Origin of the sequence: Streptomyces sp. NPDC051738 (genome assembly GCF_044453205.1) — a bacterium.
Taxonomy (GTDB): domain Bacteria; phylum Actinomycetota; class Actinomycetes; order Streptomycetales; family Streptomycetaceae; genus Streptomyces.
Genome location: NZ_JBITCM010000020.1, coordinates 86,270 through 108,622, shown reverse-complemented (window position 1 = coordinate 108,622; position 22,353 = coordinate 86,270). Strand labels below are relative to the sequence as shown.

The 22,353-nt window shown below is 71.0% G+C and carries 24 protein-coding genes; 16 read left to right on the top strand and 8 right to left on the bottom strand.

Annotated elements, in window-relative coordinates; translation table 11 throughout:
- The first annotated feature begins 13 nt into the window (after positions 1-13).
- The 7 genes from mqnE to ACIA8X_RS36200 all read left to right on the top strand — a co-directional run bounded on the left by mqnE (position 14) and on the right by ACIA8X_RS36200 (position 6,630).
- Positions 14-1,177, top strand: coding sequence for an aminofutalosine synthase MqnE (gene mqnE / locus ACIA8X_RS36230; RefSeq protein ID WP_393458499.1), 1,164 nt, complete (start codon positions 14-16; stop codon positions 1,175-1,177).
- Between the two features lie 30 nt (positions 1,178-1,207).
- On the top strand, positions 1,208-1,870 hold the full coding sequence (locus ACIA8X_RS36225) for a UdgX family uracil-DNA binding protein (RefSeq protein ID WP_393458502.1): 663 nt from the start codon (positions 1,208-1,210) through the stop codon (positions 1,868-1,870).
- A 16-nt stretch (positions 1,871-1,886) separates the two neighbouring features.
- Entirely contained in the window at positions 1,887-2,411 is a 525-nt protein-coding gene (locus ACIA8X_RS36220; protein ID WP_399460068.1) for a GNAT family N-acetyltransferase, read from the top strand.
- 87 nt (positions 2,412-2,498) lie between these two features.
- On the top strand, positions 2,499-2,801 hold the full coding sequence (locus ACIA8X_RS36215; protein WP_393458506.1) for a DUF4229 domain-containing protein: 303 nt from the start codon (positions 2,499-2,501) through the stop codon (positions 2,799-2,801).
- A gap of 115 nt (positions 2,802-2,916) precedes the next feature.
- Complete coding sequence (locus ACIA8X_RS36210) at positions 2,917-4,569, top strand: SPFH domain-containing protein (RefSeq protein WP_393458509.1); 1,653 nt, start codon at positions 2,917-2,919, stop codon at positions 4,567-4,569.
- The gene (locus ACIA8X_RS36205; protein WP_399460067.1) at positions 4,566-5,909 is read left to right on the top strand and encodes an SPFH domain-containing protein; all 1,344 of its coding nucleotides are present in this window, start codon (positions 4,566-4,568) and stop codon (positions 5,907-5,909) included. The genes ACIA8X_RS36210 and ACIA8X_RS36205 overlap by 4 nt, the downstream gene beginning before the upstream one ends.
- Before the next feature lie 58 nt (positions 5,910-5,967).
- The gene (locus ACIA8X_RS36200) at positions 5,968-6,630 is read left to right on the top strand and encodes a TetR/AcrR family transcriptional regulator (protein ID WP_393458515.1); all 663 of its coding nucleotides are present in this window, start codon (positions 5,968-5,970) and stop codon (positions 6,628-6,630) included.
- Here ACIA8X_RS36200 and ACIA8X_RS36195 read toward each other — a convergent pair.
- Positions 6,612-7,472, bottom strand: coding sequence for a MaoC family dehydratase (locus ACIA8X_RS36195; RefSeq protein ID WP_399460066.1), 861 nt, complete (start codon positions 7,470-7,472; stop codon positions 6,612-6,614). The genes ACIA8X_RS36200 and ACIA8X_RS36195 overlap by 19 nt on opposite strands.
- Positions 7,472-8,791: a 3-oxoacyl-ACP reductase gene (locus tag ACIA8X_RS36190; RefSeq protein WP_399460065.1), complete on the bottom strand. Its 1,320-nt coding sequence runs from the start codon at positions 8,789-8,791 to the stop codon at positions 7,472-7,474. Before ACIA8X_RS36190 ends, ACIA8X_RS36195 begins: the two co-directional genes overlap by 1 nt.
- An 84-nt stretch (positions 8,792-8,875) precedes the next feature.
- On the opposite strand from ACIA8X_RS36190, the gene ACIA8X_RS36185 reads away from it, so the two are divergent.
- From ACIA8X_RS36185 to ACIA8X_RS36165, 5 genes are all read left to right on the top strand, one after another.
- Positions 8,876-10,207, top strand: coding sequence for an acetyl-CoA C-acetyltransferase (locus tag ACIA8X_RS36185; RefSeq protein WP_399460064.1), 1,332 nt, complete (start codon positions 8,876-8,878; stop codon positions 10,205-10,207).
- Between the two features lie 234 nt (positions 10,208-10,441).
- On the top strand, positions 10,442-12,370 hold the full coding sequence (locus ACIA8X_RS36180) for an AMP-dependent synthetase/ligase (protein ID WP_393458527.1): 1,929 nt from the start codon (positions 10,442-10,444) through the stop codon (positions 12,368-12,370).
- A 115-nt stretch (positions 12,371-12,485) separates the two neighbouring features.
- A complete protein-coding gene (locus tag ACIA8X_RS36175; protein WP_393458530.1) occupies positions 12,486-12,977 on the top strand; it encodes a DUF2975 domain-containing protein in 492 nt (163 codons plus the stop codon).
- Complete coding sequence (locus ACIA8X_RS36170; RefSeq protein WP_393458533.1) at positions 12,977-13,198, top strand: helix-turn-helix domain-containing protein; 222 nt, start codon at positions 12,977-12,979, stop codon at positions 13,196-13,198. Before ACIA8X_RS36175 ends, ACIA8X_RS36170 begins: the two co-directional genes overlap by 1 nt.
- 237 nt (positions 13,199-13,435) lie before the next feature.
- Positions 13,436-14,572 carry a sugar ABC transporter substrate-binding protein gene (locus ACIA8X_RS36165; protein ID WP_393458536.1) on the top strand — a complete coding sequence of 379 codons (1,137 nt, stop codon included), beginning with the start codon at positions 13,436-13,438 and terminating at the stop codon, positions 14,570-14,572.
- Between the two features lie 82 nt (positions 14,573-14,654).
- Here ACIA8X_RS36165 and ACIA8X_RS36160 read toward each other — a convergent pair whose 3' ends face one another.
- Positions 14,655-15,566, bottom strand: a complete 912-nt coding sequence (locus tag ACIA8X_RS36160; protein WP_393458539.1) for a LysR family transcriptional regulator — start codon at positions 15,564-15,566, stop codon at positions 14,655-14,657.
- Between the two features lie 186 nt (positions 15,567-15,752).
- Here ACIA8X_RS36160 and ACIA8X_RS36155 point away from each other — a divergent pair, with 186 nt between their 5' ends.
- Together ACIA8X_RS36155 and kstD are read left to right on the top strand one after the other, a co-directional pair.
- A complete protein-coding gene (locus tag ACIA8X_RS36155; RefSeq protein WP_399460063.1) occupies positions 15,753-16,307 on the top strand; it encodes a DUF6817 domain-containing protein in 555 nt (184 codons plus the stop codon).
- 104 nt (positions 16,308-16,411) lie between these two features.
- Positions 16,412-18,187, top strand: a complete 1,776-nt coding sequence (gene kstD, locus ACIA8X_RS36150) for a 3-oxosteroid 1-dehydrogenase (RefSeq protein WP_399460062.1) — start codon at positions 16,412-16,414, stop codon at positions 18,185-18,187.
- A 33-nt stretch (positions 18,188-18,220) separates the two neighbouring features.
- Here kstD and ACIA8X_RS36145 read toward each other — a convergent pair whose 3' ends face one another.
- From ACIA8X_RS36145 to ACIA8X_RS36130, 4 genes are read right to left on the bottom strand one after another with little or no spacing between them, the layout of a single operon-like run.
- Entirely contained in the window at positions 18,221-18,868 is a 648-nt protein-coding gene (locus ACIA8X_RS36145) for a class I SAM-dependent DNA methyltransferase (protein WP_399460061.1), read from the bottom strand.
- Between the two features lie 27 nt (positions 18,869-18,895).
- The gene (locus tag ACIA8X_RS36140; protein ID WP_393458551.1) at positions 18,896-19,162 is read right to left on the bottom strand and encodes a hypothetical protein; all 267 of its coding nucleotides are present in this window, start codon (positions 19,160-19,162) and stop codon (positions 18,896-18,898) included.
- A gap of 24 nt (positions 19,163-19,186) precedes the next feature.
- Complete coding sequence (locus ACIA8X_RS36135) at positions 19,187-19,501, bottom strand: AzlD domain-containing protein (RefSeq protein ID WP_393458554.1); 315 nt, start codon at positions 19,499-19,501, stop codon at positions 19,187-19,189.
- Entirely contained in the window at positions 19,498-20,190 is a 693-nt protein-coding gene (locus ACIA8X_RS36130) for an AzlC family ABC transporter permease (RefSeq protein ID WP_393458782.1), read from the bottom strand. The genes ACIA8X_RS36135 and ACIA8X_RS36130 overlap by 4 nt, the downstream gene beginning before the upstream one ends.
- A 104-nt stretch (positions 20,191-20,294) precedes the next feature.
- Between ACIA8X_RS36130 and ACIA8X_RS36125 the strand changes: the two genes are divergently transcribed.
- Positions 20,295-20,843: a helix-turn-helix domain-containing protein gene (locus ACIA8X_RS36125; RefSeq protein WP_393458557.1), complete on the top strand. Its 549-nt coding sequence runs from the start codon at positions 20,295-20,297 to the stop codon at positions 20,841-20,843.
- A 136-nt stretch (positions 20,844-20,979) separates the two neighbouring features.
- Here ACIA8X_RS36125 and ACIA8X_RS36120 read toward each other — a convergent pair whose 3' ends face one another.
- A complete protein-coding gene (locus tag ACIA8X_RS36120) occupies positions 20,980-21,183 on the bottom strand; it encodes a cold-shock protein (RefSeq protein ID WP_003992177.1) in 204 nt (67 codons plus the stop codon).
- A 308-nt stretch (positions 21,184-21,491) separates the two neighbouring features.
- Here ACIA8X_RS36120 and ACIA8X_RS36115 point away from each other — a divergent pair, with 308 nt between their 5' ends.
- Positions 21,492-22,340: a menaquinone biosynthetic enzyme MqnA/MqnD family protein gene (locus ACIA8X_RS36115; RefSeq protein WP_393458560.1), complete on the top strand. Its 849-nt coding sequence runs from the start codon at positions 21,492-21,494 to the stop codon at positions 22,338-22,340.
- Positions 22,341-22,353: the final 13 nt, after the last annotated feature.

Sequence of the window (22,353 nt, the reverse complement as noted above, 5' to 3'; positions counted from 1 at the left end):
GAAAGGTGTGGGCATGGACGTCGGGCTCAAGCGCGAGCTGGAGGAGAAGGTCAGGGCCGGTGAACGGCTGACCCGCGAGGACGGCATCGCGCTCTACGAGTCGGACGACCTGGCGTGGCTCGGCGGCCTCGCGCACGAGGTGCGTACGCGCAAGAACGGCGACGTCGTCCACTTCAACGTCAACCGCCACCTCAACATGACCAACGTGTGCACGGCCTCCTGTGCCTACTGCTCCTTCCAGCGCAAGCCGGGCGAGAAGGACGCGTACACGATGCGCATCGAGGAGGCGGTGAAGCTCGCCAAGTCGATGGAGAGCGAGAACCTCACCGAGCTCCACATCGTCAACGGGCTGCACCCGAACCTGCCGTGGCGCTACTACCCGCGCTCGCTGCGGGAGCTGAAGGCCGCCCTTCCGCACGTCTCGCTGAAGGCCTTCACGGCGACGGAGATCCACCACTTCGAGACCATCTCCGGGCTCTCCGCCTCCGAGATCCTCGACGAGCTCATCGACGCCGGTCTGGAGTCCCTGACCGGCGGCGGCGCCGAGATCTTCGACTGGGAGGTCCGTCAGCACATCGTGGACCACCGCACCCACTGGGAGGACTGGTCCCGCATCCACCGGCTGGCGCACGAAAAGGGCCTCAAGACCCCGTGCACCATGCTGTACGGCCACATCGAGGAGCCCCGCCACCGCGTCGACCACGTCCTGCGCCTGCGTGAACTCCAGGACGAGACGAACGGCTTCCAGGTCTTCATCCCGCTGCGCTACCAGCACGACTTCGTGGACATGAAGGACGGGAAGGTACGCAACCGGCTGCAGGCGCGCACCCAGATGGCGACCGGCGCGGAGGCCCTCAAGACCTTCGCCGTCTCCCGTCTCCTCTTCGACAACGTCCCGCACGTCAAGGTCTTCTGGGTCATGCACGGCGTCCAGACCGCCCAACTGGCCCTCCAGCACGGCGCCGACGACATGGACGGCTCGGTCGTCGAGTACAAGATCACCCACGACGCGGACAACTTCGGCACGCCGAACAAGCTGACCCGTGAGGACCTGCTGGACCTGATCAGGGATGCGGGTTTCCGGCCGGTGGAGCGGAACACGCGGTACGAGATCATTCGGGAGTACGAGGGTTCGGATCCGCTGCGCCGAGAGTCCCCGCAGCCGATGAGGGTGTGAGCAAACCCCTGTCGCGGGTACTCGGCCCAGATGGTGACCACCCGAGCGCCTGAGGACGCCTACACAGCGCAACCGTTTGTCCCGGAAGGGCGCCGCGGCCTTCCGGCTCTCCGCCGCGCCGCCGCCGAATGCCGGGGCTGCCCCCTCCACCGGGACGCCACCCGGACGGTGTTCGGCGAGGGCACCGCGCACGCCCGCGTCATGCTCGTCGGCGAACAACCCGGCGACCAGGAGGACCGTCAGGGCAAACCGTTCGTCGGCCCAGCTGGTCGGCTGCTCGACCGGGCCCTCGCAGAGGCAGGCATCGAGCCGGGCGAGGCGTACGTCACGAACGCCGTGAAGCACTTCAAGTTCACGCCGACCGAACCCGGCAAGCGCCGCATCCACAAGCCGCCGACCCTGCGCGAGATGACGGCGTGCGCCCCCTGGCTGGCCGCCGAACTGGCCGTCGTCAAGCCCGAGCTGATCGTGCTGCTGGGCGCGAGCGCGGGCAAGGCGCTGCTCGGCTCGTCGTTCCGGGTCGGGGAGGTGCGCGGGGCGCTGCTGGAGCGGGAGGTTCACGGGCGGCAGGAGAAGCTGGTGGCGACGGTGCATCCGGCGTCGGTGCTGCGGGTGCGGGACGAGGGCGACCGCAAGGCCGCGTACGAGGGGCTTGTCTCGGATCTGAAAGTGGCGGCGCGAGCGCTGTCGTAATAGCTACGATGGCGCCGTGTCCCTTACCTTCACTCTCGACCCCGCCGTTACCCCAACCCTGCGCGACGGCATCCTCGACCTGTGGACCGACGTCTCCAACGCGGGCGGAGCCGTGGGCTTCGTGCCGCCGGTGACGCGGGAGGAGATCCGGCCGGAGCTGGTGCGGCAGTTCGCCGGGATGGCCGAGGGGAGCAGGCGGCTGCTCGTCGGGCACGACGAGGACGGGCGGGTCGCCGCGACCGCCTTCCTCACCTTCAACTCGCACCGCCTGATGGTCCACTGGATCTGGCTCTACACGGTGATGGTGCACCCCCGCCACCAGGGCAAGGGCTACGGCCGCGACCTGCTGGCGGCCGCGGAGAGGGCGGCCCGCACCTTCGACGACATCGACGCGATCCGCCTCACCTGCCGCGGCGGCCTCGGCCTGGAGCGCTTCTACGGCTCCTGCGGCTACAAGGAGGTCGGCCGGATCCCGGCCGCCATCCGGGTCGCGCCGGGCGACGACCGGGACGACGTGATCATGCTGCTGCCGCTCGGCTGAGCCGCGTATCGCCCCCCCTGCAAGATCGGCGGGTCGGCGTGCTTCACTGGACGGTGGCCCCATTTGGATTCGGAAGAGTGGATTGAGATGCTCCGCTACACACTGATGCGCCTCGGGATCTTCGTGGGCTGCCTCGTGGTCGTCTCGGGCCTCGTCTACTCCGGCCTCGCCCCGCGCGGTCTCGGCGACTCCAACGGCATGTGGGTCATCCTGCTGTCCCTGGTGATCTCGGCCCCGATCAGCTTCGTCGTCCTGCGCAAGGAGCGCGACCGCGCCTCCGTGCAGATCGTCGAGAGGGTCGACCGCGCGAAGGCCAACCTGGAGGCCAACCGCAGCCAGGAGGACGAGGTCGTCGACGAGGCGGCTCGGGCGCAGGGCCAGGCTTCCTAGGATCCGGTCTCTTCCGGATCCCGGCAGTGCTACCGCTAGGTAACTGTCCGGGTGACCCCCTTACCCTTGTCCGGGCCCCCGAGGTGGGATGCCTGAAACAACGTAAGGGGGAACCGTGGCACGAGCGCGCGCGCAGGGAGCGAAAAGCGCACGACGCGTTGCCGAGGCCGTAGCCTCCGGCACCGATCCGCGGACGGCCGCGCAGGAGGAACTGCGGCGGCAGGTCGGCGGACGGGGAGCATCGGGAGCAGGCGGCGAGGAGTACGACGCACAGGGCCAGGGCATCGACCCGGCAGATTTCCCGGCCGCCCGGGAACAGGGCGGCTCCACCGCCACCGTGATGCGGCAGAAGACCGTGCCGCTGGACGAGGCCGGTGAGGCGCTCGGCCGCAGCGAGCAGGTGCGCGAGGACGGCGAAGTCGTGCACGCCATCTGCCCGATGGTGATTCCCAAGGGCCGCTCGTGGGTCTCCATGCTGCCGGTGCTGACGCTGCTCGTGCTGGGCGTGGTGGGTGCGTCGCTCGTGGGCGCGGCGGGCGGCGACGTCCTGACCAACCCGCTGTTCGGCGTGCACTACTGGCTCATCGCCGTACTCGCCGTCGGCTTCGTGTGGTGGCGGCAGGGCATGGTCATGGTGCCGGACGGCTGCCAGGCGATGATCACCCGGTTCGGCAAGCTGGAGAAGGTCGTCGGACCGGGCCGGGTCGTGCTGCTGAGCCCTTGGAAGCGGGTGTCGTACATCGTCAACACCACGATCGAGTACCCGTTCAACGCGCCGGTGCGCGAGGCCCCGACCAGGGGCGGCGTGAAGGCGTCGATCGACCTGTTCATCCAGTTCCGGATCAGCGACCCCACCGAGTTCGTCTACACGCTGGGCGCGGTGCGCGGCTTCGAGGAGAAGCTGAACAACGCCGTGAGCGAGACCATCCGCAGCCTCATCTACGAGCAGGAGGCGGCCGGCATCTACGACATGGTCGGCGAGGACACCGGCCGTCTGCTGGAGCAGCTCAACCAGCAGTTCCGCCCGGCCGTCGAGCTGACCAACGCCAACATCACCCACGCCGAACCCGCCGACCAGCGCTACCGCATGGACCTGGCGGCGCCCGAGATGGTGCGGGTGGCCAAGGAGGCGTACACCCACGAGTACGCGCTCCAGCTGCGCAAGGAGCAGGACGAGGGCGACCTGACCCGCGAACTCGCCTCCAGCCACGAGACGCTCTCCGCGATCCAGGCCGACATCGCCCAGTACCAGGCGCAGATGGACACGGCCGTCGAGCGCGAGACCAACCGCGCCGAGGCCCTCGCCCGGCAGCGCTACGTCCAGGCCGAGTCGGAGGCGAAGGCCAACGCGGCCCTGCTGGAGGCCCAGGCCCTGGACATCCGCGCGGTCACGGCCGCCGAGGCGCCGGAGATCCTGGAGTACCGCTACCAGCAGCAGGTGCTGGACACCCTGGAGCAGGTCGCCGACCACCTGCCTCGGCTGGTGCGCATCGGTGGCACGGCGAACGGCTCAGGCGCCGCCGGGATCGACTTCCTGGAGCTGGCCCGCGAACTGGTCGGCGAGCGCGGCACGGAGCTGTTCAGCGACGAGGACATGGCCGCCGTACGGTCGCGTCTGGGCGAGGTGGCCGAGCGGATCGCCGGCCGTGAGGCGGAGATCGGCGCGCTGCTGGCCGCCGAGCGGCCCACCGTGCCGCAGGTGCCCGAGGCCGCCGAGCCGACCGAGCCGACCGACCCGTCCGAGCCCGCCGAGGAGGCCGCCCCGTGAGCAGCGCCCGTACGAACCGCCGGTCGGTCATCTCCGAGAAGGTCGCCCCCTGGGCCGACGTCGCGCGACTGCTGCGCGGTGGCGAGGCCGACACCCTGATCCCGGTCATCATCCCCCGCCACCGGCGCCGCCTGTGGTGGATGCTGCCGCTGTGGCTCGGCGTCTACGCCCTGTTCATGGGCGTGATGCTGTCCCTCGGCGAGGCCGACTCGACCGCGGGGGAACTCGCCTACGGCACCCTCGCCGCCCTCTCCTTCGCCGGCGGCGTCGTCCTGCTGCTGATCGGCGCGCTGTGGTGGTGGCGCTCCTCGATCGTCGAGATCGAGCAGGGCACCAACGGCGTGCAGACCCGCTACGGCGCCGTCGTCCGCACCCTCGACGCCGGCCGCCACTATCTGTGGCACCCGTGGTCCCGGGTCGACTTCGTCGTCGACACGGCCACCGAGATCCCGTACTCGGCGCCGGTGATGGCCTGCCCCACGCAGGAGAACGTCCCGCTGCGCTCCATCGAGTTCTTCCTGAAGTTCCGCATCACCGACGCCGTGCTGTTCGTGCGCACCATCGGCGCGGGCAACTTCGACCTGGTGCTCTCCAGCGCCGTCCAGGACGCGATCCGGCAGCGGGCGCGCAAGATGCGCACCGAGCGGGCCTACGACCTGCGCGGCTCGGACGTGGCCGACATGCAGGAGCTGCTCAACCGCCAGCTGTCCGGCTACGGCGTGCGCATCACCGGCTCCAACATCCCGGACGTGCAGCTGCCGGCGCAGTACCAGCAGCACCTGGCCACCCGGGAGCGGGTCGCCAAGGAGCGCACGGCGTACGACCAGGAGTGGGGGCTCATCCGCAAGCGCCGGATCGACCAGCTGGGCATGGACATCGAGCGCGCCAAGAAGGTGCGGGACGCCCGGATCGTCGAGGTCAAGGCAGCGCTGAACCGGGCCCGCGAAGAGGTCGCCCAGCTGCTTGAGCAGCAGGAGACCAACGCCCAGCGCGTGCGGTTCGAGATCGAGACGCGGGGCCGCAGCGGCCTGATCGCCGCCGAGAACGAGGCCCGCGCCCAGCGCGCCCTCGCCATGGCCTACCGCGACAACCGCGCCGTCCTGCAGTACGAACTGGCCCGGCGCCGCCTGGAGGTGGGCGCGAAGCTCGCCGGGCGGGCCCCGCAGCCGGTGGTCGTACGGACCGACGGCACGGGCGCCGACACGTCCGCCCTGTCCACCCTCCTCACCGCGCAGCTGCTGCCCCGGCTGACGGCCCTGCCGTCCGGTGACGGGCAGGTGTGGGCCGACCGGGTCGACCGGGTGTCGCGGCTCGCGGACGAGGTGATCGGCGAGGAGTAGCACGGCGGTTCACCGCGGGCCGGGTGGGATCGCCCTCCCGGCCCGTACGCTAATCGGCATGGGCGCTCTGAAGACCAAGCGGATGCCGCGTGCCGTCCGTGAGCAGCAGATGCTGGACGCCGCTGTGCGGACCTTCGGCCAGCGGGGATACATGGCCGCGTCGATGGACGAGATCGCCGAACTCGCGGGCGTGTCCAAGCCGTTGGTGTATCTGTACCTGAACTCGAAGGAAGACCTCTTCACCGCCTGCATCCGCCGTGAGGCGGCCTCGCTCACCGAGGCGATACGGGCGGGGGTACGCCGCGAGCTGCCCGCCGAACGCCAACTCTGGGAAGGGCTCGGGGCGTTCTTCACGCACACCGCGCAGAACCCGGACGGCTGGTCCGTCCTGCACCTCCAGGCCCGTACCCATGGTGAGCCGTTCGCCTCCGAGATCGCCGCGATGCGCGCGGAGATCGTCGCGTTCGTGACCCAGCTGATCCTCGCGGCGGCCCGCGAGGCCCACCGCGACCCCGACCTCCCCGAGGGCGAGGTCGCCGGTCTCGCCGAGGCCCTGGTCGGCGCGGCGGAGTCCCTGGCGGCCTGGGCCAACGCCACGCCGGGCGTGACGGCGAGACAGACGGCGACCACCCTGATGAACTTCGCCTGGTCGGGCCTCGGCAACCTCATGACCGGCCGGCCCTGGACCCCGCCGGAGGCCGCTCACGAGGTGAGCGGATAGACCTCCCCGGCCAGGTGGACGCGCTCGCCGCCCCGCAGCTCGAACCGCCCGTCCTCGGCCGCGTACGTCACCGTCCCCGGCAACAGCACCGGCGCCCTGAACCGGGCGTCCACCCGCGCCCGCTCCGGCACCCCGTGCGCGGCGAGGCAGCGGGCCACCGTCCACATGCCGTGCGCGATGGCGCGCGGGAAGCCGAACAGGCGGGCGGTGAGGGGGTACAGGTGGATGGGGTTGCGGTCACCCGAGGCGGCGCCGTAGCGGCGTCCGACGTCCCCGGCGAGACGCCATTCGGCGACCTCGGGCAGGGGCTTCGGTGCCTCCGGTGCATCCTTCGCGGGCTCTTGCCGCGAGGTGCGATGCCGGGCCAGATACGTGCTCCGCGACTCCCATACGACCTTGCCGTCCGCGCCGCCGGCGCCGCCGGTCCGCATCTCGGTGACGACGGCCGCCTCCGTGCCGCGCCGGTGCGGCACCAACCCGTCGACATGTACGGAGAGTTCGTACTCCCCGGTGGCCGCGACGGCCTCGTACTGAGTGATCGTGATCGAGGTGTGGACGAGACCGAGCAGCGGCAGCGGGAAGTCCCGGCCGCTCATCAGCCGCATCGCCAGCGGGAAGCCGAGCACATGCGGATACGTCACCGGCAGGGCGTCCTCCCCGGTGGGGAACCCGCACACCCTCTCGTACGCGGCCAGCCGGGCGAGGTCGACGCGCAGGTCCGGCAGGACGAGTCGGGCGCGCGGGAACTCCGCGTCGGGGCTGGGCCGTTTGAAGGGTGACAGGAGGGCGCCCCGGGCGAGCAGGGGCGGAAGGGAAGGAGCACTGGTGAGGACGAGGGACATCAGGCCCCCAGCAGGCTCTGGCCGCATACGCGCACGACCTGGCCGTTGACGGCCCCGGACCCGGGATCGGCCAGCCAGGCCGTCGTCTCGGCGACATCGACCGGCAGCCCGCCCTGCGCGAGGGAGTTCATCCGGCGCCCCGCCTCCCGGATGAGAAGGGGAACCGCGGCGGTCATCTTCGTCTCGATGAAGCCCGGCGCGACCGCGTTGACCGTCACCCCGTGCTCGGCGAGCGCGCGCGGCGCGAGGGAGCGGACCAGGCCGACGATGCCGGCCTTGCTCGCTCCGTAGTTGGTCTGTCCGGAGTTCCCCGCCAGCCCCGCGATCGACGCCGTCGCCACGATCCGGCCGCCCCGCCGCATCGCCCCGCTCGCCAGGAGCGCGTCCGTCGTGCGCAGCACGCTCGCGAGGTTGACGTCCAGCACCGAACTCCAGCGCTCGGCGGGCATGTTGACCAGTCGCCGGTCACGGGTGACCCCGGCGTTGTGGACGAGGACGTCCAGGCCGTCGGGCAGCGCGGCCGCGATGCGCTCGCCCGCGTCGGGGGCGGTGATGTCGAGCGTGAGCGCGGTGCCGCCGAGCCGGTCGGCCACACGCCGCGCGTCCTGTTCGGCCTGCGGCACGTCGAGTACGACGACCCGGGCACCGTCCCTGGCCAGCGTCTCGGCGACGGCCTCGCCGATGCCGCGGGCTGCGCCGGTGACCAGGGCGGTGTGGTTGGCGAGGGGGCGGTCGGGGTCGGTGAGGGCCTCGGCCTCGCGGGTGTCCCCGGCCTCGCGGGCGCCCACTTCAATGACCTGGCCGCTGACGTACGCCGACTTGGGGGAGAGGAGGAAGCGGAGGGTCGACTCGGCGGCGCGGGCGTCCGTCAGGCGGACGAGGTTCACGGTCCGCCCTCGCCCGATCTCCTTGCCGAGGGAGCGGGTGAAGCCCTCCAGTGCCTGCTGGACGGCTGCCTGGTGGTGGTCGGCGGGGTCGAGGGGTGCGCCGAGCACGACGATTCGGCCGCTCGCGGCGACCGAGCGTACGACGGGGTGGAGGGCCGCGTGCACTTCGGCGAGGGTCTCGATGTCCCGGACGCCGGTGGCGTCCAGGAGAACGGCATCCGGTCGCTCGGAGGAGGCCGTCAGACCGAGGCCAGGCTCGGCGGCGGCGAGCTCCAGGTCCGACTTGCCGGCCGTGAGCAGCAGCCGGTCGCCCGCCTGCGCGGGCCGCTCCGCTGACCAGCGTTTCAGCGGTGCGGGCTGGGGCAACCCGAGGCGACGGGTGAGGAAGCGCCCTGGCCCGGTTCCGGTGAAGCTCAGATAGCGGTCGGCCATGTCCCACTCCCCGTACGATCCGGTGCTGACTCCGGAGTAAGGTTACCCGAGGTAAGGCATGGTGGGGGTGAGGAGAGGGTGGAGATGAGCCACGTGAAACCACCGGCGGTACGACGCGTCGCGATCATCGGCGGCACCCGCGTCCCGTTCGCCCGCTCCGACGGCCCGTACGCCACCGCGTCCAACCAGGACATGCTCACGGCGGTCGTCGACGGGCTGGTCGAGCGGTACGACCTGACCGCTCCGGGCACGGTTGGCGAATTCGTGGCAGGGGCCGTCCTCAAGCACAGCCGTGACTTCAATCTCGCCCGCGAGACCGTCCTCGGCTCCAAGCTGGACGCGCGCACGCCCGCGTACGACATCCAGCAGGCCTGCGGCACCGGGCTGCAGGCGGTCATCGCCGCCGCCAACAAGATCGCGCTCGGGCAGACCGAGTCGGCGATCGCGGGCGGCGCGGACACGGCCAGTGACGCGCCCCTCGGCGTCAACGACGAGCTGCGCCGGATCCTGCTGGAGGCCAGGAGGGCGAAGTCGCTCGGGGGTCGGCTCAAGGCGCTTTCCCGCGTACGGCCCACCCACCTCGTCCCGGACATCCCGCGCAACGCCGAGCCCCGCACGAAGCTCTCCATGGGCGAGCACGCCGCCGTCACCGCCCGAACCTGGGGCATCTCCCGCGAGGCCCAGGACGAGCTGGCGGCGACGAGTCACCGGCGGCTGGCGGCGGCGTACGAACGCGGATTCTTCGAGGATCTGGTCGTTCCCTTCCGGGGTCTGACCCGCGATCAGAACATGCGCCCCGGCTCGACGCCCGAGAAACTCGCCGCACTCAAGCCCGTGTTCGGGCTCGACGCGCCCAACCCCACCATGACGGCGGGCAATTCGACGCCGCTCACGGACGGGGCGGCGGTCGTGCTGCTGGCGAGTGAGGAGTGGGCGGAGCGGCGGGGGCTGGAGCCGTTGGCGTATCTCACCGCGTACGAGACGGCGGCCGTGGACTTCGTGCACGGTGATGTCGCGGCCGGTGCGGCCAGTGCGGACGGTCCGGAAGGTGAGGGCGGTGAGGGCGGCGGGGACGGACTGCTGATGGCGCCGGCGTACGCCGTCCCGCGCATGTTGGAGCGGGCCGAACTCGCGCTCCCCGACTTCGACTTCATCGAGATCCACGAGGCCTTCGCCTCCCAGGTGCTGGCCACGCTGGCGGCCTGGGAGAAGCGGGGTCTCGCGCCCGTGGACCGGGCCCGCCTGAACGTGACCGGGTCCTCCCTGGCCACCGGTCATCCCTTCGCCGCGACCGGTGCGCGCATCGTGGCGACGCTGGCCAAGTCGCTTGCGGACAAGGGGGGTTCGGTTCGCGGTCTGATCTCCGTCTGCGCGGCGGGCGGGCAGGGGGTGACGGCCGTTCTGGAGCGAAGGTAAGGAAACGGTGAGACGAAGCTGAGGGCCCCTCACATAACCCTCGACGTTGCACATACCCGGCCCCGGACCCTCGCCGAACCAGCACAACGCCCACACGCGGGGCCCGTACGATCACCTGCCTAACCAGCGGTAACCCCGTTCCGCCGGCCTCCGCAGGTGAACGCCATGGTGCGCGAGGCACGTACTCATGCAGCAAAGCGTTTCTTCGCTGCACGCCCGCCGCAGGAGCCGCCCGTGTCCACCCCGCTTCCCTCCTTCGCCCCGTCGGCCGCCTTCGACGACGCTCCCGGACCGCAGCTGGTCCAGCCAGAGACGCGGCGCCTGGACGGGGCGGTGCGGGAGGCGTACGTACCGCCGTTCGCGCCCCAGGTGACCCATGGGTCGCTCGCGGACCTGCCCTTCGACAACGCGAGCGCGGCCCCGGACGCGGTGATCCTCAGCCGCAGGGCCGATGACGGGCGATGGACGGACGTGACGGCGGCTCAGTTCGCCGAGCAGGTACAGACGGTGGCGAAGGGCCTGATCGCCGAGGGGTTCGTGCCGGGCGACCGGATCGCGATCATGGCGCGCACCCGCTACGAGTGGACGCTCCTCGACTTCGCGGCCTGGGCGGCCGGTCTGGTGACGGTCCCCGTCTACCCCACCTCCTCCGTCTTCCAGACCCGCTGGATCCTCCAGGACTCCGGCGCGGTCGCCCTGGTCACGGAGACCGCGGCCCAGGCGGCCGCCCTCGGCCCCGAACTGGACCGGGTGCCCGACCTGCGCCACATGTGGGTGATGGAGAAGGGGCATGTGGAGCGGCTGGCCGAGCTGGGCGCCCAGCAGCCGGAGGGCGAGGTGGGCGTACGGCGGGGCATGCTGGCGCCGGACACGCTGGCGACGCTCATCTACACCTCGGGTACGACGGGCCGCCCCAAGGGCTGCGCGCTGACCCACGGCAACTTCTTCGCCGAGGTGGACAACGCCATCGAGCTGCTCTACCCGATCTTCAAGGCGAGGACGAGCGAAGAGGCGTCGGTGCTGCTCTTCCTCCCCATGTCGCACGTCTTCGGCCGCATGGTGGCGGTGGCCTGTATCCGGGCCCGGGTGCGCCTGGGCCATGCGCCGAGCCTGAAGGCGGAGCACCTGCTCCCCGACCTGGCGGCCTTCCGCCCCACGTGTCTGCTCACGATCCCCTACATGCTGGAGAAGGTCTTCAACTCCGCCCGCGCCAAGGCCGAGGCGGGCGGCCGGGTGTCGTCCTTCGACCGCGCGGCGTCGGTGGCCGAGCGCTACGGCGAGGCGATGGAGGCCCGGCACGCGGGGACGGGCGGCGGCCCGGGCGCGGCACTGAAAACGGCCCGCGCCTTCTACGACCCGCTCGTCTACCGCCGTATCCGCAACGCCATGGGCGGCCGCGTGAAGTACGCGATCTGCGGCGGCTCACCGCTCGGCCGCCGCCTCGCCGCGTTCTACACCGGCGCGGGCATCGAGATCTACGAGGGCTACGGCCTCACCGAGACGACGGGCGCGGCGACGGTGACCCCGCCCCTGAAGCCCCGCCTGGGAACCGTGGGCTGGCCGCTGCCCGGCACCCGGATCCGTATCGCCTCGGACGGAGAGATCCTGATCTCCGGCGAGGAGGTGCTGCGCGGCTACTGGGACCCGGCGGCGGGCGGCGTGGTCCCCGCGGCGGCGGACGGCTGGCTGGCGACCGGCGACATCGGCGAACTCGACGACGAGGGCTACCTCACGATCACCGGCCGCAAGAAGGAAATGCTGATCACGGCGGGCGGCAAGAGCGTGGCGCCGGCGCCCCTGGAGAACTGGCTCCGCTCGCATCCGCTGATCTCGCAGTGCATGGTCGTCGGCGATCGGCGGCCGTACGTGTCGGCTTTGATCACCCTGGACATGGACGGCGTCACCCACTGGCGCCGAATGAACGGCAAGCACTCGGTCCCCGCCGAACTCCTCGTGGTCGACGAGGAGTTGAGGGCGATCCTGCAGCGCGCGGTGGACGAGGCGAACAAGCTGGTCTCCCGCCCGGAGTCGATCCGCCGCTTCGCGATCCTCCCGACGGACTTCACGGAGATGGACGGCCATCTCACCCCGTCGATGAAGCTGCGCCGGGGGGCGGTCATGCGGGACTTCGCGGCGGTGGTGGAGGGGTTGTACGAGAAGTAGCGGCGACGCGGCCCGCCCGGCCTCGCCTCACTCCCAGTCCTTGCGCCTTCCCAGCCCTTGCTTCATCTATCGAATCTCGATAGATTCCCATCGTAACTCGATGGGAGGATGGGTCGTGGGAAAGCTGACCGTACGTGCGCTGCGCGCCGTGCTCGTGGTGGTGCTCGCCGGCACCGTGTTCGTACAGGCGTTGATGATGTGGGCGTTGGTCAGCGGGAACGACCCGGAGGACGGGTCTCTCCCGCTGACCCCGCTGCGCGTGATCACGATCCTGGGCATGGGGTCGGCCCAGGTCGCCCTGGTCTGCGTATGGCGGCTGGTGACGATGGTGCGACGCGGAACCGTGTTCTCCCACGCCGCCTTCCGGTACGTGGACGGTGTGATCGGCGCGATCGTGGCGGCCGCCCTCGTGTGGTTCGCGGTCACGGCCGTCAACGCGCCGGGCCAGCGGGAAGACCCGGGCGTCACCGTCATCATGGGCGGGATCGGCGTGGCCATCCTCGGGGTCGCGCTCATCGTGCTCGTCCTGCGGATGCTGCTCGCCCAGGCCGTCGCACGAGACGTCGAAGCGGCGCAGATGCAGGCCGAGTTGGACGAGGTGATCTGATGCCGATCGCCGTCGACATCGACGTGATGCTGGCCAAGCGGAAGATGTCCGTGGGCGAGCTCGCCGACCGCGTGGGGATCACGCCCGCCAACCTGGCGGTACTCAAGAACGGCCGCGCCAAGGCGGTGCGCTTCGCGACGCTCGCCGCGCTCTGCGAGGTGCTCAAGTGCCAGCCGGGCGACCTGCTGCGCTGGGAGGCCGAGGACGCCGCAGGTGGATGACGTGCCCTTCCGGGATCCTGCTTCTCGTCTCTCTCCCCGCTCTGACCTGGGGCGTTGCGGAGCGGGATGTGGGTAGGGCGGTGTGAGTCGAGGTCTTGCTCAAAGTTGACGCGCGGTAAACCTGGAAAACGGTTGCCGTCTCGTTACGACAACACCTTGACGTGACATGCCGTATCCGCGTTGGCTACGGCCAACCCGGGTAGCAACGCCGCTCCTCCGCTCGGAAGGCACCAGCAAGTGAACGTTCGTACCCCCCACACCCCTGCCCTGCGCCGTATCGGCATAGTCGTCGTCGCGTCCGTCTCGGCCCTGTCGCTCACGGCGTGCGGTGTCATCGACGGCATCGGGGGCGGTGACAGCTCCGAGGCGCCGGAGAAGGGCGACGACATCACGGTGGGGCTGCTGCTGCCCGACAAGGACACGGCACGCTTCGAGAAGTTCGACTACCCCCTCATCAAGAAGGAAGTCGGCTCTCTCACCAACGGCAAGGGCAAGGTCGCCTACGCCAACGCGGAGGCGAGCCCGGACAAGCAGAGCCAGCAGTTCCAGCAGATGATCGACGACCAGGTGGACGTGATCCTGGTCGACGCGCTGGACGCCAAGGCCATCGCCTCGGACGTGCAGAAGGCCGATGACGCGGGCATTCCGGTCATCGCCTACGACCGGCTCGCCGAGGGGCCCGTCGACGCCTACGTCTCCCACGACAACGAACTCGTCGGCGAGGTCCAGGGCCGCTCGCTCGTCGAGGAACTCGGCTCGAAGGCCGCGTCCAGCAAGGTCGTCATGATGAACGGCGACCCCGCCGACCCGAACACGGGCCGGTTCAAGAAGGGCGCGCTCGACGAGCTGGAGGGCGAGGTCGACATCGTCAAGCGGTACGACACCGACAAGTGGTCGCCCGAGATCGCCAAGAAGAACATGGAGCGGGCGATCGCCTCCGTCGGGCTGAACAACATCGCCGCCGTCTACTCCGCGAACGACGGCATGGCGGGCGCCGTCATCGAGGCGCTGAAGGACGCCGGGGTCACCAAGATGCCGCCGGTGACCGGGCAGGACGCCAACCTGGACGCGGTGCAGCGGATCGTCGCGGGCGAGCAGTTCATGACGGTGTACAAGCCGTTCGCGCAGGAGGCGACCAACGCCGCGAAGATGGCCGTGTACAAGGTCCAGGGGCGTGACATCGAGTTCGACGCGCTGACCCAGGACTCGGTCGACAGCGCGTCGGAGAAGGACATTCCGGCGCAGCTGGTGTCGGTGGTCGCCGTCAAGCAGAAGAACATCAAGGACACCGTGGTCCAGGACGGCGTCTACACCGTCAAGGACATCTGCACCGCCGAGTACGCGGCGGACTGTGCGGCGATCGGCCTCAACTAGGCCGGAAGGAAGCCCTTTGGGCCGGCTGGGTCGAAGGTAGCCCTTTGGGCTGGTCGGGCCGGGAGGCGGCCCTGTCCGCGGCTCAGCCCTTCCCGCCCCTGCGGTACCCCTCCACCAGGTCGGCGAACGCCCTCGCCGGTGGGCTGAGCGCGTCCCAGCGGCGGACCGCCCAGCCGACCGGGAGGGGGCGCAGGGCGGGCAGGGGGATCAGGCGCAGGTCGCGGGTGCCGTCCCCGGTGCCGGGGGCGGGCAGCCCCGGAAACGCCGGCACCACCGCCCGCCCGACCCCCAGCTCGGCCAGCAGCAGCGCCGTGTCCCAGTCGGCGACACTCGTGTCGTGCGCGAGCCGGACGCCCAGCTCGGCGCAGGCGGCGTCCAGATGGGCGGCCGAGGCGGAGTTCGGCGGCAGCCGGATCAGCCGTACGTCCCGCAGATCGGCGCCGACATCGACGTACGGCCGCCGCGCCAGCGGATCGTCGGCCCGTACCGCCAGCACCCACGGCAGCTCCACCACCGGCCGCTGCTCGATGCCGCGCACCGGTGGGCCGAGGGTGATCCAGGCCAGGTCGAGCGTGCCGTCGGCCAGCGCGTCGAAGCTGCCGCGGCCCGAACTCACCGTCCGGAACTCCAGGTTGACCTTGGGATGGCGCCGCCGGTACGCGACGACCGCCTCCGACATGAAGTGCCGTACCGTCGTCGCCCCGGTCGCCACCCGCACGAACCCGCTCTCGCCGTCGACCAGGTCCCGCAGCCGCCGTATCGCCAGATCCAGCCCGGAGATGCCCTCGGCGGCGGCCGCCTCCAGTACCCGCCCGGCCTGGGTCGGTACGACGCCCCGGGGCTGCCGCTCCAGCAGCGCGACCCCGGTCTCCCGCTCCAGCCGCCTCACATGCTGGCTCACCGCCGACTGCGTGCACTTCAGCTCCCGGGCCACCGAACTCAGGCTCCCGGCCCGGCACACGGCCACGAACACGCGCAGGTCATCGAGGGTCATGACCTCCAAGTTATCGCTTGGGGGCAGCGACAAATCCCAAGGATTGACTGGGCTTTGACCGGTGTACGACGATTTCACCGGGCCCAGGGCGGCAACCCGCTCCTCGCCTCCGCCGAGTCCGGACCGGTGCGGGGCAGGGGGCGGGTGCCGACCCACAAACGACCGCAAGTTCCGAGAGGACAGTCCGTGTCGACCCCCATCGCCGCCGCCATCGCCGCCGCCGAGTCCCTCCTGGAGGACCTCGGTGCCGGAACCCTCCCGCACCCCGGCGGCACCCTCCTCGTCCACCTGCGCCGCGTACGGTCCCGCCTCGCCGGCTGGAACGCCCGGCCGGCCCTCCAACTCGCCGGTCTCTGCCACGCGTTCTACGGCACGGACGGCTTCCCCGTGGCCCTGCTGCCGCTCGACCGCCGTAGCGAACTGGCGGGGATCATCGGGGTGGAGGCGGAGTCGATCGTGTACTTCTACGGCTCCTGCGACCGCGCCGCCGCCTATCCGACCCTCGCGGACGAGGGCTCGCCCTTCCGCGATCGCTTCACCGGCCGCTCCCACACGCCGGACACCCACCTCCGCCGTGACTTCGCCGAGCTCACCGCCGCCAACGAACTCGACCTCGTCGACCACGATCCCGCGTTCCGTGACCGCTACGGCGCCGACCTGCTCGCCCTGTTCACCCGCTTCCGGCCGTTGCTGAGCCAGGCGGCCTGGAACGACTGTCTGGTGCGACTGCCCGGCCCTTGACTTCACAGGGCGGCCGCGTCACATTCGCATTTCTGACACATAGTCAGGACTGGCGGGGGCGGTCGGCTCTTTGGACGGTCCGGGCGGGAGCGGCAACCATGGCCATGATCACGACCACTGGCACGAACCCCTCACGAAGACACGTACTCGCCGCCGGCGCCGTGAGCACGGCCGGGGCCTTCGGCGTCGTAGGAGCCACCCAACCGACCGCCCGAGCCGCCGACCTACCCCTCCTCGGCACGTACGACGTCGTCGTCATCGGCTCCGGAGCCGCCGGCATGACCGCCGCCCTGACCGCCGCCAAGCAGGGCCTGAGCTGTGTGGTGCTGGAGAAGGCCCCGACCTTCGGCGGATCCGCCGCCCGGTCCGGTGCCGGGATCTGGATTCCCAACAACTCCGTGATCCTCGCGGCCGGAGTGCCGGACACGCCCGCCAAGGCCGCCGCCTACCTCGCGGCCGTGGTCGGGCCCGACGTCCCCGCCGACCGGCAGCACGCCTTCCTGGCCAGTGGCCCCGCGATGCTCTCCTTCGTCACGGCCAACAGCCCCCTCCGCTTCCGCTGGATGGAGGGGTACAGCGACTACTACCCCGAGCTGCCAGGCGGCCTCCCGAACGGCCGCTCCATCGAGCCCGGCCAACTCGACGGCAACCTCCTGGGTACCGAACTGGCCCGGCTGAACCCGCCGTACATGGACGTGCCCGCCGGCATGGTCGTCTACAGCGCCGACTACAAGTGGCTGGCGCTGGCCGCGGTGAACGCCAAGGGCGCCGCGGTGGCGGCGGAGTGTCTGGCGCGGGGCACGGCGGCGGCGCTGCGCGGCGAGAAGCCGCTGACCATGGGGCAGTCGCTGGCGGCGGGACTGCGGCTCGGGCTGCGGTCGGCCGGGGTGCCGGTGTGGCTCGGCACGCCCCTCACCGACCTGTACGTCGAGGGCGGCGCCGTGAGCGGAGCCGTCGTCACCCGCGACGGCACGCCTGGCCTGGTCCGCGCCCGTCGGGGCGTCATCGTCGGCTCGGGCGGCTTCGAGCACAACGCGGCGATGCGCGCGACCTACCAGCGCCAGCCCATCGGCACGGACTGGACGGTCGGCGCGAAGGAGAACACCGGCGACGGCATCCGGGCCGGGCACCGCGTCGGCGCCGCCCTCGGCCTGATGGACGACGCCTGGTGGGGCCCGGCGATCCCGCTCCCCGGCCAGCCGTACTTCTGCCTCGCCGAGCGCACCCTCCCCGGCGGCCTGCTGATCAACGCCGCCGGCGCCCGCTTCGTCAACGAGGCCGCCCCCTACAGCGACGTCGTCCACACGATGTACGACGTCAACGACACGGACCCGGCCATCCCGTCCTGGCTGATCGTCGACCAGCACTACCGCAACCGCTACCTCTTCAAGGACGTCCTGCCGACCCTGCCCCTGCCCGACGCCTGGTACGGCTCGGGCGCCGCGCACAAGGCCTGGACCCTGGACGGGCTCGCGCGCTCGATCGGCGTCCCGGCGACGGCACTGCGGACGACGGTGGACCGCTTCAACTCCCAGGCGCTGCGCGGCGAGGACCCCGACTTCCACCGGGGCGACAGCGCCTACGACCACTACTACACGGACCCGTCGATCCTCCCGAACTCCTGCCTGGCGCCCCTCTGGCTCCCTCCCTACCACGCCTTCCGGATCGTCCCCGGCGACCTCGGCACCAAGGGCGGCCTGCTCACCGACGCGCGGGCGCGGGTGCTGCGGGAGGACGGCTCGGTGATCCCCGGCCTGTACGCCGCCGGGAACGCCAGCGCCGCCGTGATGGGCCACAGCTACGCGGGGGCCGGCTCGACGATCGGCCCGGCGATGACGTTCGGGTACATCGCGGCACGGGACATCGCCGGGAACCCCTAGGCGAGGCCCCTGGGCGAGGCCCCTGGGCGAGGGCTACGCGGACTTCCTGACGATCAGGAACGCCTGTTGGGACGTCTCGTCGAGCGCCGGGTCGGGCTCGCGGACCGTCCGGGAGACGAGGGCGAAGCCCGCCGCCGTCAGCAGGTCGGCGATGTGTTCCGGCCGGCGGCGCTGGAAGGTGAGCGAGACCGGGTGGCCGAAGGGGCGGTCGTGGTGCCGGTGTTCGTCGCCGGCCTGGAAGGCGACGAGCAGGGGTGCGCCGGGGGCCAGTACGCGGTGGAACTCGGCGAAGAGGGCCGGGAGTTGATCCACGGGGGTGTGGATGGAGGAGTAGAAGGACAGCGCGCCGACCAGCGCACCGTCGGGGAGGTCCAGCTCCAGCATCGAACCCTGCTCGAAACGCAGCCCCGGGTTCTCGCGGCGGGCGATCGCGAGCATCGACTCCGACAGGTCGACCCCGAACACCGGCAGCCCCAGCGCGGCGAGGCGGGCCGTCGTCCGACCCGGCCCGCATCCCAGGTCGGCCACCGGGCCGTCCCCCTCGACGAGTTCGGCGAACACCCCCAGCACCGCCCGCTCCAGGGGCCTGTGCGCCAGCTCGTCCCGGAAGAGCTCGGCGTAGTCCTCGGCGATGGCGTCGTAGAAGGTGCGGGTGGTGGCGAGGAAGTCGGCGTCGGTCATGGCCGGGGACCCTAGCGAAGTCGCCGACTACTCGCCTTCGTTTTCCGGCTCACCGGTCCGCTTGAAGCCCACCCCGAACGCGGTGCCGACGGCAAGGCCCAGGCACATCCCCAGGGCGAGTCCGAGCGCCAGGTCCTTGAAGATGATCAGCCCGAACACGATGCCGATGCTCGTGCCGAAGGCGAGGCCGAGGGAGAGACCGATCGCCAGGTTGCTGTCGGCGGGAGTGCCGCCATTTTCCTCGGGGTTGTTCTCTGCGTGGTTCTCTCTGTTGTTCTCTTCACCGCTAGTCACCAGGCAATTCTCCCACGGGGGGCCTCACGCCACCCCCACCGCCCGTAGCACCGCAGTGACCCCCGCCGCCCCCAGCACCACCACGGGGAACGGCGCCCCGCGCCACGCCAGCACCCCCGCCACCAGCACCCCGGCCGGCCGCGCCCACCCCGCGAAGCCGCCGCCCTCGGTCAGCGCGCCCGTGGCGAGCAGGGCCACCAGCAGGACGATCGCGCCCGCCGACAGCAACTCCCGCACACGAGCCGGGAGTTCGACGCGCCCGTGGAGCACCGGCCCGACCAGCCGGAAGGCATACGTCCCGACCGCCAGCGCCAGCATCATGGCCACCGTGGCGCTCATGCCGTACGCCTCCCGCCGTCGCGCCCGTACACGGTGAGCCCGACCAGCGCCACCAGCACCGGCACCCCCGCCGGGACGGCCGGCGTCACCGCCAGTGCCAGACCGGCGCCGAGCAGCGCGGCGCGCCGTACGGCCGGACCCTCGCGCAGGGCGGGCAGCACCAGGGCGACGAGGACGGCGGGGAAGGCCGCGTCCAGGCCCCAGGTGCCGGTGTCGCCCAGCGCGCCACCGGCCAGCGCCCCGGCCAGGACGCCGAGGTTCCACACGGCGAACAGACCGAGCCCGGAGATCCAGAAGGCCGCCCGCCGCCGTGCCGGATCCGGCTGGGCGAGGGCGAAGGCCACCGTCTCGTCGGTCACCAGGTGCGCGCCGAGGAGGCGGGCGAGGCGGCCCCGGCCGATGATGTCCGCGACGGCGAGACTGAAGGCCAGCGTGCGGGTGTTGAGCAGCAGTCCGGTGGTCGCGGCCGCCACCGGCCCGCCCCCGGCGAGCAGCACGCCGACCGCGCTGAACTGCGCCGAGCCCGCGTACACGACCAGCGACATCACCACCGGCACCCACACCGGCAGCCCACCGGCGACGGCGATCGCGCCGAAGGAGACGCCGACGACGCCGCCGGCCAGCCAGACGAGGGAGCTGTCGCGCACCAGGGGTGCGAGGGGTGCCAGGGGTGCGAGGGGTGCCATCATCGGTGTTCGGAGTAGCGAACGCATGTTTTCCAGAATGAACAGCCGGACCGGTGTTCGTCAAGGCGAACGAGCGTACCGGTAGAGCGAACGACGGGAGTGAACCCATGAGCGAGCCCCTCACCTGGATCGCCGCCTCGCTGCGGCGCGAGCGCACCCGGGCCGGGCTGTCGCTGTCCGAGCTGGCCAAACGGGCGGGCATCGCGAAGTCCACGCTGTCCCAGCTGGAGGGGGGCGGCGGGAATCCCAGCGTGGAGACGCTGTGGGCGCTGGGGGTGGCGCTCGGTGTGCCGTTCAGCGCGCTGGTGGAGCCGCCGGCACCGGCCGTACAGGTGATCAGGGCGGGCGAGGGGCCGACCGTCGCCTCGGAACGGGCGGACTTCGTGGCCACCCTGCTCTCCGCCAGTCCGCCCGGAGCTCGCCGCGACATCTACCACCTGCGCGCGGAGCCGGGCGCCGCCCGGGAGTCGGAGCCGCACATTCCGGGGAGCGTGGAGCACCTGATCGTCGGCACGGGCCGGGTGAAGGCGGGGCCTCGGGGCGACGAGGCCGATCTGGGGCCCGGTGACTACATGTCGTATCGCGGAGACGTGCCGCACTCGTACGAGGCGCTGGCGCCCGGGACGACCTTCGTGCTGATCATGCAGCACATCTAGCCCCCGGGGGGGAGGGGGGTGCGGAGAAAAGGCAGGAGCCCCATTGCCTTGCGGCACGGGGCTCCTTGGGTACTGCTATCTGTTCCGGATCAAAGCACCAGGCTCCGAGACCGAATGATCAGACTGATCGGACTGATCAGACGGGGGTGACGTTCTCCGCCTGCGGGCCCTTCGGGCCCTGGGTCACGTCGAAGGAGACCTGCTGGTTCTCCTCCAGCGAACGGAAGCCGCTCGCGTTGATCGCGGAGTAGTGAACGAAGACGTCGGGGCCGCCGCCTTCCTGGGCGATGAAGCCAAAGCCCTTTTCGGCGTTGAACCACTTCACGGTTCCGGTAGCCATAAGCCCTCCTTGGGCCCAAAGGGTTGCCCTGCTCCAGAACCCTGCAAGTGTGAAAACAAGTGCTGCACAACTGCATACGTCTGAAAACGACGAGAGCCCGCGGTTACATGCTCCGCAGGCTCTGTACTGCAAGGGAAACCAAACTGCAACTTGCGGCGAGCCTAGCATGCAGGCAGCCGAAAGCAATAGAGGTCAAGATCACGTCACTCGGACGTTTGAGGACCCGTGTCGGGGTTGACGGGATGTTGTGACGGGGGTGTCACGACCCTGAAGGGTGCACCGTACCCCAAAGGGTCTAGCCTCGCGATGTGGACAATTCTCGCACCAGGCCGCGCGTAGGCCACATCCAGTTCCTGAACTGCCTGCCCCTTTACTGGGGGCTCGCGAGGACGGGCACGCTCCTCGACTTCGAGCTGACCAAGGACACCCCGGAGAAGCTCAGCGAGCAGCTCGTGCGGGGAGACCTCGACATCGGGCCGATCACCCTCGTCGAGTTCCTGCGCAACGCCGACGACCTGGTCGCCTTCCCCGACATCGCCGTCGGCTGCGACGGCCCGGTGATGTCCTGCGTGATCGTCTCGCAGGTCCCGCTGGACGAGCTGGACGGCGCCCGGGTCGCCCTGGGCTCGACGTCCCGCACGTCCGTACGCCTGGCCCAGCTGCTGCTGGCCGACCGGTACGGCGTACGGCCCGACTACTACACGTGCCCGCCCGACCTCAGCCTGATGATGCAGGAGGCGGAGGCGGCCGTACTCATCGGGGACGCGGCACTTCGCGCCAACCTCCTCGACGGCCCGCGCTTCGGCCTCGAAGTCCATGACCTCGGCTCGCTCTGGAAGGAGTGGACCGGTCTGCCCTTCGTCTTCGCGGTGTGGGCGGCGCGCCGGGACTACCTGGAGCGCGAGCCGGTCATCACCCGCAAGGTCCACGAGGCGTTCCTCGACTCCCGCAACCTCTCCCTGGTGGAGGTCGGCAAGGTCGCCGAGCAGGCGGCCCGCTGGGAGGCCTTCGACGAGCGGATCCTGGAGCGGTACTTCACCACCCTCGACTTCCGCTTCGGCGGCCCGCAGCTTGAGGCGGTCGCGGAGTTCGCGCGCCGGGTGGGGCCGACCACGGGATTTCCGGCGGATGTGAAGGTGGATCTGCTCCAGCCGTAAAGGGCGGGGCGCT